The organism is Pedobacter sp. Leaf41, assembly GCF_001422545.1.
Lineage (GTDB): Bacteria > Bacteroidota > Bacteroidia > Sphingobacteriales > Sphingobacteriaceae > Pedobacter.
In genome coordinates, this window is the sequence record NZ_LMLE01000008.1 from 24,798 (window position 1) to 41,114 (window position 16,317).

12 protein-coding genes are annotated in these 16,317 nt (G+C 35.0%); 1 reads left to right on the forward strand and 11 read right to left on the reverse strand.

Going from position 1 to position 16,317, the window contains the following annotated elements:
* Nucleotides 1-158: 158 nt before the first annotated feature.
* The 11 genes from ASE92_RS12440 to ASE92_RS12495 form a co-directional block, all read right to left on the reverse strand.
* A complete protein-coding gene (locus ASE92_RS12440; protein WP_056850444.1) occupies nucleotides 159-3,296 on the reverse strand; it encodes a DUF3427 domain-containing protein in 3,138 nt (1,045 codons plus the stop codon).
* Nucleotides 3,293-3,679, reverse strand: coding sequence for a (deoxy)nucleoside triphosphate pyrophosphohydrolase (locus ASE92_RS12445; RefSeq protein WP_056850445.1), 387 nt, complete (start codon nucleotides 3,677-3,679; stop codon nucleotides 3,293-3,295). The genes ASE92_RS12440 and ASE92_RS12445 overlap by 4 nt, the downstream gene beginning before the upstream one ends.
* A gap of 309 nt (nucleotides 3,680-3,988) precedes the next feature.
* Nucleotides 3,989-4,678 (reverse strand): hypothetical protein, encoded by a 690-nt coding sequence (locus ASE92_RS12450; RefSeq protein ID WP_056850446.1) that lies wholly within the window; start codon nucleotides 4,676-4,678, stop codon nucleotides 3,989-3,991.
* Between the two features lie 72 nt (nucleotides 4,679-4,750).
* Nucleotides 4,751-5,800 carry an HNH endonuclease gene (locus ASE92_RS12455; protein WP_056850447.1) on the reverse strand — a complete coding sequence of 350 codons (1,050 nt, stop codon included), beginning with the start codon at nucleotides 5,798-5,800 and terminating at the stop codon, nucleotides 4,751-4,753.
* Nucleotides 5,797-6,753 (reverse strand): HNH endonuclease, encoded by a 957-nt coding sequence (locus tag ASE92_RS12460; protein WP_056850448.1) that lies wholly within the window; start codon nucleotides 6,751-6,753, stop codon nucleotides 5,797-5,799. Before ASE92_RS12460 ends, ASE92_RS12455 begins: the two co-directional genes overlap by 4 nt.
* A complete protein-coding gene (locus ASE92_RS12465; RefSeq protein ID WP_056850449.1) occupies nucleotides 6,746-8,860 on the reverse strand; it encodes an AAA family ATPase in 2,115 nt (704 codons plus the stop codon). Before ASE92_RS12465 ends, ASE92_RS12460 begins: the two co-directional genes overlap by 8 nt.
* Nucleotides 8,857-10,209, reverse strand: coding sequence for a hypothetical protein (locus ASE92_RS12470; RefSeq protein WP_056850450.1), 1,353 nt, complete (start codon nucleotides 10,207-10,209; stop codon nucleotides 8,857-8,859). The genes ASE92_RS12465 and ASE92_RS12470 overlap by 4 nt, the downstream gene beginning before the upstream one ends.
* A gap of 6 nt (nucleotides 10,210-10,215) precedes the next feature.
* On the reverse strand, nucleotides 10,216-12,213 hold the full coding sequence (locus ASE92_RS12475) for an ATP-binding protein (RefSeq protein WP_157255735.1): 1,998 nt from the start codon (nucleotides 12,211-12,213) through the stop codon (nucleotides 10,216-10,218).
* A gap of 2 nt (nucleotides 12,214-12,215) precedes the next feature.
* Nucleotides 12,216-13,199, reverse strand: coding sequence for a site-specific DNA-methyltransferase (locus tag ASE92_RS12480; RefSeq protein WP_200926414.1), 984 nt, complete (start codon nucleotides 13,197-13,199; stop codon nucleotides 12,216-12,218).
* A 393-nt stretch (nucleotides 13,200-13,592) separates the two neighbouring features.
* Complete coding sequence (locus ASE92_RS12490) at nucleotides 13,593-14,162, reverse strand: hypothetical protein (protein WP_056850454.1); 570 nt, start codon at nucleotides 14,160-14,162, stop codon at nucleotides 13,593-13,595.
* A 5-nt stretch (nucleotides 14,163-14,167) separates the two neighbouring features.
* Nucleotides 14,168-14,401, reverse strand: coding sequence for a helix-turn-helix transcriptional regulator (locus ASE92_RS12495; protein WP_056850455.1), 234 nt, complete (start codon nucleotides 14,399-14,401; stop codon nucleotides 14,168-14,170).
* A 1,353-nt stretch (nucleotides 14,402-15,754) separates the two neighbouring features.
* On the opposite strand from ASE92_RS12495, the gene ASE92_RS12500 reads away from it, so the two are divergent.
* Complete coding sequence (locus ASE92_RS12500; protein WP_056850456.1) at nucleotides 15,755-16,300, forward strand: TlpA disulfide reductase family protein; 546 nt, start codon at nucleotides 15,755-15,757, stop codon at nucleotides 16,298-16,300.
* Nucleotides 16,301-16,317: the final 17 nt, after the last annotated feature.

A 16,317-nucleotide genomic window follows, 5' to 3' on the forward strand; every position in this document is an offset into this window, starting at 1 on the left:
TTGCATAGCATGGAATGAACAGAAAATGAACAACAGCCTATCGCTCTGTTCAGCACTTTCCTAAATCATAAGAGAAAGCTACGAATGGCTACTCTTCCATATTAAACTTAAATGCACAATGAAGCATCAAGCGCTTATGAAGCTAGATAATCAGATTACTACCCACTCACCAATTTAGCTGAATCCTTCCACAAGTAATTTGGAATCGGCTCTTGCAACTCCCAAGTGATAGACATCGGTTTAGAACCTTCATATTTAATAAAGTTAGCGTCTCCAACAAAAACGTAACCTTGGGTATTGCCATATTGGTTACTTTTGGCCTCCCGTACAAAAAGCAATATCTTTTTACCTAACTTCTGGTGATTAATATACGTTAAGCCTTTGCCGCTATCACTACGGGTTTGATTTTGAGATTGCCAATGAAATAAGATCTCATTAATGGCATAATCATCATATAGGGTAGTAGGAGAGAAATCCTCTTCCGACTTAGTCAGGTCTATAAAAAGTAATTCGGTATTTAAATCTTTGTTTTCTGCTACGCCCTCGCGATTGCTAGATTGACTAGCTAAAGTACTTAATCTGAAAGCAACCAATACCTGTTCTCTTGTATACCTCGCGTGGAGCTTCAAAGGCTGTGCATATGATAGGTTTGTTAAATCATATTCCTCAAAATCGGTTTGAGCCAAACGGTAGGTTAAAAACGAAATGATTTCCGCTACATAAATTCTATTTCTCCCTATTTCTTCAATGCTTTCAATAAGACTGCTGTCTGTAGGTTTTTGCCAAAAGTCATAGTGCAACATCACCAACATGAGTTTCTCCGTTTCAGAGAATTGTTTGTCGCTGATCACAAAATTTGCTTTTGCCAAATTAAGTAGAAAAGAAAAATAGCTATGCGAACTGGTGCTTAACCACTTGTTCTTCAACATAGCCGTGTATAACTTTTCGTTTAATGGATTATAGTCTGCTATTACACCGGCTTCATCACACAATTTCGACCAGCTGTTTCTCGCGTAGATTAAATTGATATCCAGGTTATAGATGTGCAAGAAATTAGCTAAAGTCAACGGCAAGTTGGTATGTTGCGCATAGGCCCTAATCTTATGGATCAGATTTTTTCTACTCAAATTAGTAGCCCGTTTAATATTGGCTAAAATGGTCTCCTTTGCTTGCTTCTCTAAAACGATGGCGCAGCCCAAAGGCAAATGTGGAAAGTCATTCTCTATCTCTTTTTGTATTGTAGTATTAGTTTTGCCAATCAGTGCCCTAAATTTTCCTTCAAAATCGTATTCGGCATTGGCATTACCAACAAAATCCAATACAGTAAGTACATCCTTTCCATCATGTAATCTAAGGCCTCTTCCCAGTTGTTGTAGAAAAATGGTTAAGCTTTCTGTAGGCCTTAAAAACAATAGGGTATCTATTTCAGGAATATCTATGCCTTCATTTAAAATATCAACTACAAATAAGTAGTTAATCTGCTTGGTGCGCAACTGCATTAAAGCTAAGCTACGTTCTTCGCTACTCGTATCACTGGTTAATGCTTTAGACTTCAATCCGGCCTTATTAAACCGTTCGCTCATGAACAGCGCATGATCTTTTGTTACACAAAAACCTATCGCAATCAAATCCTCAAAATCCTTTGTGTACTGTTCTAGATTTCTGATAATCTCACCCACACGCCTATGATTCGCAGTATACACCTTGCTCAGCTCACTGGCTACATATCTGCCTTTTTCCCATCTTACCTGAGATAGGTCGGTACTATCAGCAATAGCAAAATATTGAAAAGGGGTGAGCAGTTTCTGGTTTAGTGCCTCTGGCAAGCGTATTTCTGCAGCAATATGGTTATCGAAATAAGGTAAGATACTTTGGCCATCCATGCGCTCTGGCGTGGCGGTAAGACCTAAAAGAATTTGCGGTCTAAAATAGCTAAGTGCCTTTCTATAGCTATTAGCGGTAGCGTGGTGTCCTTCATCTATAATAATGTAATCGTAATACTCTGGCCTTACCTTCATCGCTTCCAACTGATTATTGAGCGTTTGTACAGAGGCAAAAACGTGTCTTTTATCCGTAATCTCTAACCCATCTACCCAGAGTTCAGCAAAGCTAGAATCTCTTAAAATATTTCTAAAAGTATGGCGGGCTTGCGTCAGTATTTCTTTTCGATGGGCAATGAAAAGAAAAGTTGACTGAGGATTTTGCTGTCTAAAACGCTTAAAATCAAAAGCTGAGATCATCGTCTTTCCGGTACCTGTTGCTGCTACAATTAGGTTTTTAAACCTGCCATGAATATGACGCTCTACCTGCAGTTTTTCCAATACCTCCAATTGGTAATGGTAGGGTTTAATATCAAAAAAATTAATAATACCCTCTTCTGCTTTTCCAATCCGGTTGTTTTTAATGGCGCCACTTAGCTTTTCATAATGGCGCTGATCATCGTAAAGCTCAAACTCTGCATGCTGCCAGTAAGATTCAAAAGTCTTCTGAAACTTTGCGATGATGTGCGGGATTTCCTTAGTCGTAATCTTAACATTCCATTCTAAGCCATCTGTTAGCGCAGACCTCGAAAAGTTGGAAGAGCCAATATAACCGGTATGAAATCCAGAATCCCTGTAGAACAGATAAGCCTTTGCATGGAGTCTTTCTTTATCTACATTATACGACACCTTAATTTCGGTGTTCGGTAGTTTGGCTAATTCTCTAATTGCCTTTGCATCGGTAGCGCCCATATAAGTGGTGGTAATTACCCTTAATTGGCCACCATTGGCAGTAAAATCTTCAAATGCCGATTTTAAAATGACGATAGCTTTCCATTTGATGAAGGACACCAATAGATCAATGCGGTTAGCAGAGGCTATTTCTTTTTTGAGTTCGCTTTCTAATGACAAACCTACATTGCCACCAGTAAAAAGTTCACTTTGTGTGAGTCTGGTTTGTGGTGTAATTTCTTTTAAGCGCAGGTCTAAATCGCTATAGTGATTGTCTATCGTGGTGAAAACAGCCCTTAAGATTGTTGCCTCTGCATCAATAATATCTTCTTTGAAATCGTATTGTGCTATCTCCTGCTGTAAAAGGACAATAATTTTGTTGGCAATTTCAATCTGCTTAGTAACATCTTTTTTAATTAAACTAAAAGCCTGCTGCATGGCCGAACTTAAATGCTGGGCCAGTATTCTTGAGGCTTCCTCTTTGTCTATAGGGGCGGTGTTGATATAAAACGATTGCCTGTCTAAGCTGTCTAGTTTCGCCTTAAGTACGCCTGTAATTAATTGTTCGTATATGCCTAAATTCATTGATATAGTTCCATTAGCTCTTTCACCACTGGTACATCTGCCGCTGCCCAATCGTACGCCATTAGGTTGGTTATCTTTTCCCACTTTACTTGCGCATGCTCCACTGCATTAAGCTCACCACCTTGGTATTTACAAATAAAAGGATACAGGCGCAACGAAAAATCTGGGTAATGGTGCAACACATCTGTTAAGCCTTTGCTGATGCTGATTTCCAGATTTAATTCTTCTTTAATTTCCCTTACCAGGGAAGCTACTTTACTTTCGCCATGCTCTACCTTTCCTCCAGGAAATTCCCATTTCAAAGGTAATTTCATGTTGACGCCGCGTTGGGCAATCAACACCTGGTTATTCTTAAAAATAATGGCGCAGGTAACTTCGATCATTAGTAATGTTTACTTTTCTAAAGTAAGGTAAATTTTTGAGATGCTACACGCAACTTTGAGGTGCGGTTAGTAAAGGCTATTATATATAGATCTTACTAACCAATTTTGGCTATAGAAAAAGCTGCTTAATTATTTAAAAATAAGCCTGACATAGTGCTGAGGTTACTATCGTTTGGCTAATAAAATAACATTAGTTTTAGAAAAATTTTTCGCTCCGCTAGGCATGAAATAGTTCTTAACTAGTCAGCCGTTATTTGCCCTGTATTTGATCAACTGGCAGGTTTATACCCATTTGAACTTTTAAACGATTTATTTTTTCTCCATTTTTTGTTTCGCACTTTCGATGAGTGGCAATAATCTCAGAAAGGATTTGTGCAGTTGTTTTACCCGCCAGTGCAAAAGGGCTTTTTTTAGGAAATCAATAATTATCCTGGCAGAAAAATAGATGATGATCGCATAAATAAACTGATCTATTATTTCGCCTTGACTTGGAAATAAAAGTGGTAGGAGTATTTTTTTTATAGGGTAGGCAAGCCAATAACTCAGACAGAATAAGGCAAATTCTATAGCATAACTCATAAACTGGTTCTTTCCAACCAGCAACGCAATCTTGAAAGCCATATTGTTCTTTAGAGTGATCTTTAGATAATCATCATTAATGTCTTTGAACGCAGCTTTGTCTTTTTCTGTCCAGCTATCCATAATGGCAGCTTCATAGTCTGCCATTAACTTGTCTGTTGATTCAATTGCTTCTATATCTCCAGCAAGCAGACCTTCGATGTTTTCATTTAAATTTCTTTCAGTTTGGTCGATATCTTTAATCTTTGAATTACGTCCCTTTTGAAAACTACCGATTTTGTTCACGTAAGTTCCAAATTCTGCAGATTTTTTCATAAAAAACTTGTCAAACTCTCCGAGTTTTGATGATAAATATAACTCAACCTGAGCTATATGTATGCCTTTGCTTTTCAGGAGTGAACGATATTGCTTTGTTTTCATCGAGAGGTTAAATTCTTGGTTAAGATAAATAGAACGTTGATAAGTTTAGAAGAAATTATGCATAAACTAAAATTAATTATCTATATCTAATTTGCTGTCGCTTGGTGATATTTTATCCTTCGCCTCTTCCCAAATCCCCCTTAATTCTTCAACAGATAAAGGCGTGCTTCTGCTTCGGTGTGCCATTCTATGGCAATTTGCACATAGCACAGTCATGTCTGTTTCGGGATTAATTTCAGTTGGATCTATTAATTTGGAGATAGGAACTAAGTGGTGAACTTCTATATAATCTTCCCCATACTCACCATAATGTTTTTCAAAATTGAATTTGCAAATCTTACAGGTTGTACCATGTAGCAGAATTGCTTTAGCACGTAGATGAGGCTTTCTTTCATAATAGTTAACCAACCGCTTACTCGGCTTGCCTTCAAAATTGTCAGAGTTTTCTTCTTCGAAAGCATCGATATCTGACTTTACTATCTCAAGTAATTTTGTCTTTGAGGTGTTGTTTATTGCTAAAATAGTTTCAAAATTGTCTGCCCATTCTAATTGAGGATGTAAATAAACAATGGCACTAATTTTTGCGACATGGCCGCCTATTTTTTTACGTTCAATTCTCCCGCTACTATTATTTATCTCTTCTAGTACTCTTAGAAAGAACTTCTTTCCAATTTCAGATTTCTTACTGCTTTCTTTTTTTATAAAGATTTTCCCTTCAGCTACAGCTTCTACAAAATAATCCTTTCTATGAATGGGCGACTTAAATACCTCTTTGTTTTTTTGAGCTTGTGCTGCTATTGAAATTAAAACTTCCCAAGCCTTTTCTGATACTTCTAGTTTGTTGTTGCTATTATCAAAGCTTTTAACTTTTTTTAGCTCATCTAAGCTGAAATGTTTATACTCAACTAATGAGGATATCCCATTTGTAATGTGCAAATCTTTTTGTCTTATCAAAAATGCATTGTTTTCATAATCTTCTTTAGTAGCAAAGATTATATAGCCATTTTTATCAAATAGAACACCCGGGAATTTTTTAAGATGATGATACCATTTTCCATCTTCTCGATATAAAGAATGGAGAGCAGTGATTGACAAAAGCTTAATTAAATGCTTTCCGTTCATGATAAATTTGGGTGAGCAAAGTATTTATTTATAATATACCTAGCCAAGCCAGAGTATTCTTGATCAGCGTCTTTAAATTTTTTCAATATCGCCATTTCATCCCTCATTATTCCTTCAAACCAAACCTTCTCTTCATCTGATTTATCAAAATATTTATTATAATTTATTACAGCGATTTCGACTCTCCGGATTTGAGCCTTTATTTGAATAATTTTCTCTTCACGAGCTATTGTAAGAGGAAGCCTGTGTAATGCGTATGTGAGGATTGATATTTGCGCTTTCTTTCCCTCAAAAGTGGTCAGTCCGTCATTTGAAATAATAGCACCATCATCATTAAATTTGAAATATTTTTCAATATTATCATCCTTGCAAGGATTAAGCAAGAGCCTTACAGATTCTTCTAAATCAAAGGCTTGGTTGTATGTTAAGCTATCTGTAAAATATATAATTCCATGAGTATATTTTAAACGATGTATTTCTGTTTCTAATGGAAACTGATCAAGTTTGCCGAAAACTGCTTCTTCAATATTATTTCCATGTCTGAATTCATGGGTATTTGTTTGATTACAGAAAGGACACGCGAACAATAAATTTTCCCATTCAGAAGCTAGCCAAAAATAACCTGGTCTGGAAGGATTGGCATTCTGAATTTTTCCCTTGGGCCTGAAATGCTCTATATCTCCATTATAAATTGCTGTTATTTTACTTTCACAATAAGCGCACTTTCCATTAAACATATTTAAAAGTATCCTCCTTACACTTTTATCTGAATAAATTGAATACGCTTGTTGAATTCTTGCTCCATTTGCTCCAGTTTTTTTGTATTTTTCTGGATGATTAGCAATATCCCGATAATATTCGATTGCGTCTCTTGTTTCCCATTCACCAGAACTTTGAGGAGTTGAACTTATTTTAAGTATGTCTGGGCAATCTGACCTTTTAACATTAATCATCTGTATTAAGATTTAGATTTTTCCATACTTCTTTTACTCTTTTCACAGCTTCCTCTTTTAAACTATCTCGGCTAAAAGTGTTTTTATTGAATACTACCTTTTCTGCTAATAATCTATCTATGACTGTGTACATTAATTCTTCTCTCAACGAAGCTCCTAATTGTTTTTTATTCCTAAGAAAGTCTTTCAATTCATCAATTTCTCTGATTTCATTTAGACTAATGCCTTTGTTTTTAGCCAAAAGTGTGTAGTATCTATTAAACTTAGCTTCTATCTCGGGATCAATAAGACTATTCAAACCAAAAAATTCAGAAGCTAAGATTTGGTCAACTCTTAAGGACGCAGGGTCGGGTAACTCCGTAGTAATTACAACTTGATCATCTAAATTCCTAAGCAACAAAATTTCTTTTTTTTCTGCACCCCTTAAACAAAGTGGATGGTGTGTAGAAATGATAAAGTTAATATTGGGAAACACATGTCTCAACTGGCTTACAATCTTCATTTGCCATCTAGGGTGCAATTGATTTCCTAGTTCATCAATTAATACAATGCCCGCCATTTTTTCCATATCAGATTGTACATCAGAAAGCTTCATCATAATGTCGATTGCCAAAGTGATGGTGCTTTTGTAACCATCGCTTAATTCTGAAAATAACTTTTCGGAATCACCAAGAACTATTTCACCATTCTTTATAGCAAGTTCGGTATCTGATTTATCATCGGGTAATAATTGTTTTATGGAATAAGCGATGCTATTAAAATAAGTAATATCGTTTTTGTGTATAGATTTAAGCCATTTGGTTACATTATTTAAGGCTTTAGTAGGTCTAAATAGATTTTCATAACTAACTTTTGAGGTGTCTTTTTCTGAAATGATTTCGGTTTCCTCTATTGAAAGCCTAAGTGAGCCGTAACCGATTAAATAGGAGTTAAAATCACCATCCTGCTCAATAGTCCCAGTTTTACGTGTTAGCTTCGTATAGATGATATTTTTGCTATTTCTCTCTTTAATTATAATTTCAGCAGTTTGTTTCCTTTTCTTGATTAAAGAACGAATTATGTCTTCATTAATAACTTTCTTATCTACTTTCAAGCCAATAGAAATCGCTTGAAGAATAGAGCTTTTACCTACGCCATTTTCTCCTAATAGAATTAGCCAAGATTTTTTTTCAGAATCATCTTCTTTAAAATCAACTCTTAACTCGTCTATCGATTTAAAATTTCTTATTTGGATATATTCAATAGGAAAATAGTCATTACGAATAATGTTTTTATACAACTTTCCACTTATGAACCTTTTGGCTTCGTCAACATCTCTAAATCCAGGCTCATTATAAATTTCAAAATCTAAAAGCCTAGCAACACGTGAATCTGTATCAGCTTCATTTTCGATAACCCATTTTTTATAGGAGCTAAAGCCAACATCTGGACTCTCTTCATAATAAATTCTTTTAAGTTCCTCTAATAAGGTTCTGTTATTTTCATTAACTTCTTCTAGTATGTTATATATAATATGTTCAGTTTCTCTTTTTGCTTCGAGCCTTAAACGGATTAAATCAGATCTGTTTAGTCGAAGTAGTTCGATTGTTTGTAGACCGTTTTCAGTTATTGGGATAATTTCGCCAGACACGTTATAAAGAAAATGCTGATTTGGAATATCTTGGTAGGGATTCAGAAGCATTCTTTTTTCAGTCGCTAAATCTGATTTTTCGTCTGTTGCTCTTATGCCTTTTATTGGGAAATAGCTTGCTTTATATTGATTACATTCTTTACAGCAATAAACAAGATTTTCCCAGTCAAACGTTAACCACCAATACAAATCTTGGTGATATTCATTTTTATCCCTTACTCCATTATTGGGCCTATACCTATCTACAGTTCCTATTTCAGGGGATTCAATTTTGGTTTCACAGTAACCACATTTTCCATGAAATACAACATGTAAATTTTTTTTAAGCTCATTATCTATTTCTTTGTTAAAAGGCCAATCATATCTTTTTTGGCTTCTGTTTTTAGAGGCAAAAAACTCCTCCATTTTCTCAATAGCTAAATCAACGATCGATGAGCTTAAATATTTAGGAGCATTTTGTTTTTCTATCCTAATCATATTCCCATAGTTTTTTTTGCGAATCGTTCCAATATATTATAACTTGGGTGATTTGTTAGTGAGATTAACTTGTTAGCAATTGCAACAGGAATCAATGCATTTTCATAAATATCGCATCTTAATTTATCGATATTCATAAGTATCTCTTGAATATTCTTTAAATCGGCCAATTCGGGCTGGTTGTAATATGTATTGTGGTTTTCGACAGGTATTGTTAAAACATAAACTCTTCCGTCGAACGCTTTATAAATAAACTTCCCACTGTAATATGAAGTACTACCATACTGCTGTTCTTTGTGATTACCTACCTGTATATAAGTATATATATGCTCATTATTTAATAGAAAAACCTGACCCGGATTCAGTTTATCTTTGATTTGTCTTGCGTGATCTACAAAAGCCCCAGAAGTTTCAACTCCGATCAAATTAATCTTATTGTTTTTGTTAAGATATGTAAGCAAAACCTGCATTGGTTTATGCATATTGGCTGTTTCACCACCAAAACTTAAAGGGCCATCTTTTACAAGCAAAAAGCGATCTACTAAACCATCTTCAATTTCCATTAGACTTTTGATAGTATGAATTATAAAAAAGCTTCCTGTAACACTTTCCAGGTAGGTAATAATGCCAGACGCTCCAGCATCATTATCAACTTTCTCAAATAACCTGAAGACATCAGTAATAAATATTTCTTTATTACACTTATCGTGTGTACATGTCCAAGAGTAATTTTTAAATTCTATTTTGTCTTTCTCTAAAACTATGTTATTAGTTCCACAATGAGGACACTGAGAAAGTTTGTAGTTGCTCTTGGTTGAAGAAGGGTTATATTGCTCAAATATGAACCAATATAATGTTTCAAGAATAGATGTTGTACCAGAATGCTTCTTTTTGAAAAATTCGTGAATTGCTTCTCTAACTGTAGTTCGAAAATCAATATCTTTTTTTAATGCAACATTCTTTGTAGGCAATACAAATTTTTCTCGCTCTATCTTCTTCAGTTTATTAATATCAGAAGGTGATACAAACGGCTTCTTTTCCATCTCATCCAAATCGGAACCTTTGATAAGAAGAGAACCAAACTGAAAGAAAGTAATTAAGGAAGAAGGAAAGCTCTTTTTTACTGGAATGGTTGTGCTTTCTCCGTCAACAGCTACAATAAATTCAATGGTATTTTTCTCTGGATAAATAATATCATACTTAAGAGCATCATTCAACTCTACATCTTCCTCTTTAACAGGAATCTCACAATTGTTTAAATATTGTTTTACTTCCTCATCGTTAATAATGTAACTATGAGAAATTCGGCTACCTCGTTCGAAACTATTATTTGTGTATTCGTTTGACATATTCCGTTATTTAAAAAGTCCGATTTGCACAGGAACCACAAAAGGATTGGAATAAGTTTTCATTCGAACAAATCCTTTGTCATTCTTCGCACTAAACTTAATTAAAGCATCTGCAAAATCACTAAAGTCATAGAATTTACGTAGCTCCTTTACTTCATCTTCATTGTTTAAGTGGGCTATGAACCAGTTCTGTGTATTTTTCAGAATGTTTGAACTGATTGAACTAACTTCTTGTGTGGCATACACCATCCCCAAGTTAAGTTTAGCACCTTCTTTGGCAATTCTATTATAAATCTGACTTAAATCTTTGTCATCTTTCTTAGGGAAAAGGTTGTGTGCTTCTTCAAAGTAAAACTGTATAAAATTATTAGGCTTAGCATCAATGAAATTATTCATGGATGAATTAAAAATAGCTCGACAAATCTTTTCAGAATATAAATTTTGAATTTCAGGATCTCCTTGAGATAAATCTACAATTACTATTTTTCCAACTTTAACGAGTTTGCAAATATTGTCTTCAAACAACTCTGTTTCAGAAGTTGTATGGTATTTTATTAGTGGACGTAATTTTATGAAGCTATTTACTGGACCTCTTTCCCCTGGACTTCTATATTGAGATAAAAATCTTAAAATGGCTTTTAAGTCATTATCTGCCCAAGGTTTTCCTTTTTTTGACTCATAATTTTTTAAATAATCCCACTCGTTATAATTTTTCCAAACTTGGCTGAACCAGGTTATTGCTTCATCATAAGTAATCCCTTTTTTGGGGTCTATACCGCCCTCTTTTACCTGTTCATTAATTTCTTTACATCCTTCAAAGTAAAGTTTATTGCTTCCTGCTAAAGTAAATCCAGCTAATTTCAAACAGCATTTATAAGCTGTCATCTTTCGGTCGTATCTAATTTTTTCCCCTCCTTGTAATTCTCCTTCTTTTTCTAAATTAACACCTAGAAAATCTTCTACATAATCAGATTGTTTCCCAAACTGCTTAAAATATCCTCGCATTAATTCCTGTCCGGCTGAAATATCTTTATAAAAGTTAATTTTTAACACCTCAAAATCATCCTTTTCTAATACGCTATATCGAGTTACATCTTTTATATATTTTTCGAAAATCGCAGTTCCATCTTGCAAGTTTTTATTTGCATACTCACCATTAATATCAAAAATGATTTGTCCTACTTTTTCTTTAGGAATTTCATTTTCATGATATGGATTTATATCTTCTTGAAAGTTGCTTGTTGAGGTAGTTGTTGCTTTATTTGAGAGTTCTTGGGTAGCCTCAATTAATTTTTTAACCGTATTTGATTTACCTGTTCTGGTCATACCAAACAATGCCGTCCTTTTTCCTAATATATCTTTGGTATGCATATAAACCTTTTCATCAGTACTAGTATTTTCAGAATAGTTTTTTCTACTTGAACTGTAACGAACAGTCCCTATCTGAAAATTAGAATCTGGTTTTAACGGACCATCATTATCTCTAAGATTTACAATATATTGAAGATATTGACCTGACGGTTTATACACTTTATATAAATGTGGGGAATAAAAATTTTCTAAATCAGCACCAAACTCTACTTTTCCGCCAGATGTTTTATAGAACGTCCCAAGTATAGAACATTCCATACCCGAGCAACTAAACTCAAATCTGGTAAATTGATCAATTTGCCTGTTCTTTCCCGCCGTCTTAAGTTCCTCTTTGAAATATTCTATTCTAGAACTAATTACGCTATTATCACTTGGAATAGAACAAGGTCTCAGTGCTCTTAATAATAATGCTTCGTGAACGGTTTCTTCTCCAAAGTCATTTTCATAGAATGCCAACAGAAAACAACCTTGGGCAATTCCTCCAACATTATATTTCCAATTATCACAAGTAAGTAGACTTATTTTGTTGTAATCTATTTTGAATGGATTACCTACAAAATTATTGGAGTCTTTTGCGACTTCAAAAATATCTGTCTTAGCAATTTTTTCAAATTCGTCTCTTAAGTTTTCCATGATTATAACGGTTTTAATGGAGATTTGAAATTGGGTTCGCTAAATCTGAGAATCGCCTGTTCTACATATTCATCTTTGATTTCAAAAGATACCCACTTGCGATTTAGCTTTTCTGCACAGTAACCAGTCGTATTGCTGCCAGAAAATGGATCTAAGACCAAATCATTTTCATCTGTTAAGAATTGAGTGAAAAAGTTAATTAGTCCGCCAGACATACGTGCAGGATGTGGTGTTATACCTTTACCTCGACATGTTTTGAGAAAATAGTCGTTAGAGTTGGTATTTGAGAAACTCAATACGCTGTGAGGTAATCTGACGTCTCGTTTTTCATCCAGATTTTCCATTTCAAAGAAATTGTGAGAAATGCTGCCACCGTTATCTTTTAAAAAACCTTTTTCACTTATTTGGTGCTCTGAGGGTCTTTTACCAGCATTATACTTCTGTGTTTTCAATAACTTTAGCATACTCTTACTGTAAGGACGTAATACCTTACTATTGTCAGCTTTTGGTAGGTCGCTTTTTGCAATCCACCATACATGTGTATAGCTATCTACCGTTCTAAATCTATTTACAGTAACCCATTGTGCTGGAGATGGAAGTTTTGAAGGATTGTAGCAAATAAATTCTTGTATTAATCTTAAATTGGCTGTAGGGTGTTTTACAAGCCCAAAGAGACATTCGAGATGTAGTAAGGATTGAACAGGCCTTTCTGGTTCCCACGCATTGCCGATTTCTATAACTAATGAACCATCATCAGCTAATAGCTCTGAAAATATTGGAGCGAGTTTAATAAACCATTCTTTATACTCTTCACCTTTCTCATTACCATATTGTTTTTTATTGTTTAATGGAAATGGCGGAGAAGTTACAATCAAGTTCACTTTTCCTTTTAAATAATCGAGTTCGGCGCCATTGGCTAATAAGTCAATTGAGTTGCCTTGGATTAATATTCCTTTATTTGATTTGTATGTTGGTGTTGAATTCACGAAGATGTTAGATTAACAGGCTATTAACGCTTTCTGTATATTTTGATAAAATTCACTATAATAATGTAAATAAAAACTAATAATGAAATGTTAATGAAAAGATAAAAAGTACTTAGAAGGTCAAACTCCCAAAAACTAATTGTGGATACATTAAAAATTTTTATAGAATTTGGTAATAAAAGATAGAAAGTGAATAGATAGAACAAAAAGACAGAGGCAATTTTAAAAAGCAATCTAATTCTTTCTCTATTATAGAGGGTAATTTCTGTTGCTTTTGAGCTATCTGGTTTTTTTTTCTGATCAAATATCTGAGTTTCTCGAATAATTAAATCTAAAATGATAGTGATAAAAACTAAGATTATTGAAATTGCTGAATAAATGTCTGTTAAATCTTTAGATTCCATATTTATTCTTCAAGTGATTGTAAGAGTCTGTTTGAAGGATTACTTTTCCTCCGCTATTTATTTTTTGTTTAAATAACTCTAATCCAGGTTTTTCGACTGTCATTATTTCATTTAGTTCATGAATAATAGGTTTTGAAGTTATGTTGAACTCCCACCTATCATCCCCTAAATCATCTCCAGATTGAAGAAATACTATAATTTCATCTTGCAACTTCTGCCTTAATTTATTTCTATGCGTGGCCTTCAAATTATTTAATAAAGCTCTGCTTTTTAATTGAGTTACATTAAATAATAACGCAATATCATTGTCTGTTGGGAATTTGCCAAAATAATGTTCGATAAGTAAAAGGATTCTTGAATTCAATACATCTAATGTTTTTGAGGGCATTCCAGAATCCGTAATCATAGTAATATATTCATAAAATGCTGACCTTGCCAGATCATTTAACTTATCATTGATTTCAGGATCAGTCACCGCAATGTCCAAGTTTAGATTACTCTTAAATAGGTCTCTTAATCTATTAAACTCAGCGTCAGGAAAATCAAAGCTTATAATCATAATATTTATTTTTTAGCTATAAATTCTTGTACCTCACTCTTACTCCAATCACTCGGATGCAGTAGCTCCCTAATATCAACTCTTAAAAATTCCGCTATTTTATTTAAAGTTGTTACAGTAGGTTGATGTTTATTATTTACCCATCTGGAAACAGTTTCTTTTTCTATTTCCAGAAACTCAACTAAGTCTTTATTGCCTGCACCTTTTTCTTTTAAAACTTCCGCAATCCTATTGATCATAAATATTTTAAAATAATAGTTGATATTTAATATCAACTTTACTATATTTGTTATCAGTTATTTATAGCGACAAATAGAGTTGGGGCAACCTGGCTTTAACGATGTCACTCATGGCAGAAACCGTCAAACTTCCCACATGAGATGTTCGTGAGTTCGCCGTACTTATTGAGTTTTGCTATCTTCGTGATATCTTATTCAATACGGCGGACTTCATGTTAGTCTTTTGTGGAATTCAGATTCATCTGAATGGTTCTTGACGGTACCACTGCCAAAAGCATTGAGGTTCGCCTTATTGGCTTTCAGCCAATCTGGTTTCCTCATTACTTTTACTGAGTTCACATCGTTTTACATAAAATTAACCGTTTATGAAAACGAACCAATTAAACGCCATCAAACCCTACTGCTTCTTTACAGAAGTAGCACAAAATCATTCCCTCCAAAATTTGTTAAAGAACGTTATTTGTTCTCCATCCTAATGTTTGCCAGAAATTCCAGGTAAAAAAGCGCCCTGAATAAAAAGGGAGTATGCGGGCGATCGCATACCCGATTTGAGGAGGGGTTAATTTAAACTGGTACCAGCCCCGTGATGATTAGGCACAGGTGCAAACTAGGGTGTTTCGCGATTCCAAGGTAAGCATCTTTTTCCTATTGTTTATTACGGTTTACCGTAAAGTATACAGAAATGTATGCTCGGGGCTGTTTATTGCTTTGATTTTTATCAACAATCCAATAATTAACCAAATGTAGAATGAAATCATTTAGCCAGTATCCATTTAACAGGCTCTTTGCTTTAAAGCCAAAAGGACCGGTTTAGCGCAGGAGCGAACCCTGTTCCGCTCCTGTTTTCCATAAAATTTGGTGATTTAATAATTGTTTAAGGAGCGGGCAGGGTTTTGCTTTCACATCCGCTTAATTGTGTATCGCTTTAAGATCCCCGCCTGCGAAACGATGACGGTTTGGTGAAATGGGATTGGCGAAGAGAAAGTTTCGACGAGGATAGCCGACATCAGATGCCAGCCTTGATTTTTGGTTACCTTTTTATCAAGAAAAAGGTAAAAGGCCGCCGCCGATGAGGCGAAAGAGAAATTGCGAAAGAGATACTTCGACAAGCTCAGGATGACAACTGGTGAGATTAATACCTGCTTTAAAAGATCTCTCCGCTACGGTCGAGATGACGGACTGGTTGGATGGGATTATTTTAAGGATTATGACAACATGCTATAGCCACCCTGCATTCCCTCCCTTCTGGGGAGGGTTAGGGTGGGGCTTTTACAATACAACACTATAGCCGCCCTGCGTTCCCTCCCTTCTGGGGAGGGTTAGGGTGGGGCTTTTTAAACCAAACAAACTAACATGAAAAAAATAATACTTTTTACTGTAATGGCTTTGCTATGCCTAAATTTTTGGGCGGGCGCACAGGCCCAGGAACGCCTGATCATTGGCGACAAAGTACCAAATATAGCATTCTCAACAGTACTTAATTATAAAGACAGCACCATTCAGCTTTCACAACTAAGAGGAAAAGCGGTCATCCTTGATTTCTGGGCAACCTATTGTACAGCCTGCTTAAAGGAGTTTCCAAAAATGGATTCCCTGCAACGCCAGTATGCTAAAAACCTGCAGATCATTTTAATGGATGCCTACACGAAAGACACGAAAGCAGTGTTACAGGCATTTTTAAAAGAAAGACTGCGTGCCGACAGTGGCTTTTCGATGCCACTGGTGCAACATAGTGAAGCCATTAAAGGGGTTTTTCCAATTAAAAGTATGCCACACTACATCTGGGTCGGCGCGGATGGCCGCATTAAAGCCATTACCCGGGCAGATCAGGTTAAGCCTGCAAACATCGAACGGCTCATTGCTGGCTTGTCGCTTAACCTCAAACTTAAAAAAGACTAGCCATGAATGACAATCAT

What these genes read in the sequence shown, in the direction of transcription:
- ASE92_RS12465 (WP_056850449.1), bottom strand. Translation starts at nt 8,860, where the DNA reads ATGATTAGGATAGAAAAACAAAATGCTCCTAAATATTTAAGCTCATCG.
- ASE92_RS12440 (WP_056850444.1), bottom strand. Translation starts at nt 3,296, where the DNA reads ATGAATTTAGGCATATACGAACAATTAATTACAGGCGTACTTAAGGCG.
- ASE92_RS12460 (WP_056850448.1), bottom strand. Translation starts at nt 6,753, where the DNA reads ATGATTAATGTTAAAAGGTCAGATTGCCCAGACATACTTAAAATAAGT.
- ASE92_RS12450 (WP_056850446.1), bottom strand. Translation starts at nt 4,678, where the DNA reads ATGAAAACAAAGCAATATCGTTCACTCCTGAAAAGCAAAGGCATACAT.
- ASE92_RS12445 (WP_056850445.1), bottom strand. Translation starts at nt 3,679, where the DNA reads ATGATCGAAGTTACCTGCGCCATTATTTTTAAGAATAACCAGGTGTTG.
- ASE92_RS12495 (WP_056850455.1), bottom strand. Translation starts at nt 14,401, where the DNA reads ATGATCAATAGGATTGCGGAAGTTTTAAAAGAAAAAGGTGCAGGCAAT.
- ASE92_RS12490 (WP_056850454.1), bottom strand. Translation starts at nt 14,162, where the DNA reads ATGATTATAAGCTTTGATTTTCCTGACGCTGAGTTTAATAGATTAAGA.
- ASE92_RS12475 (WP_157255735.1), bottom strand. Translation starts at nt 12,213, where the DNA reads ATGGAAAACTTAAGAGACGAATTTGAAAAAATTGCTAAGACAGATATT.
- ASE92_RS12470 (WP_056850450.1), bottom strand. Translation starts at nt 10,209, where the DNA reads ATGTCAAACGAATACACAAATAATAGTTTCGAACGAGGTAGCCGAATT.
- ASE92_RS12455 (WP_056850447.1), bottom strand. Translation starts at nt 5,800, where the DNA reads ATGAACGGAAAGCATTTAATTAAGCTTTTGTCAATCACTGCTCTCCAT.
- ASE92_RS12500 (WP_056850456.1), top strand. Translation starts at nt 15,755, where the DNA reads ATGAAAAAAATAATACTTTTTACTGTAATGGCTTTGCTATGCCTAAAT.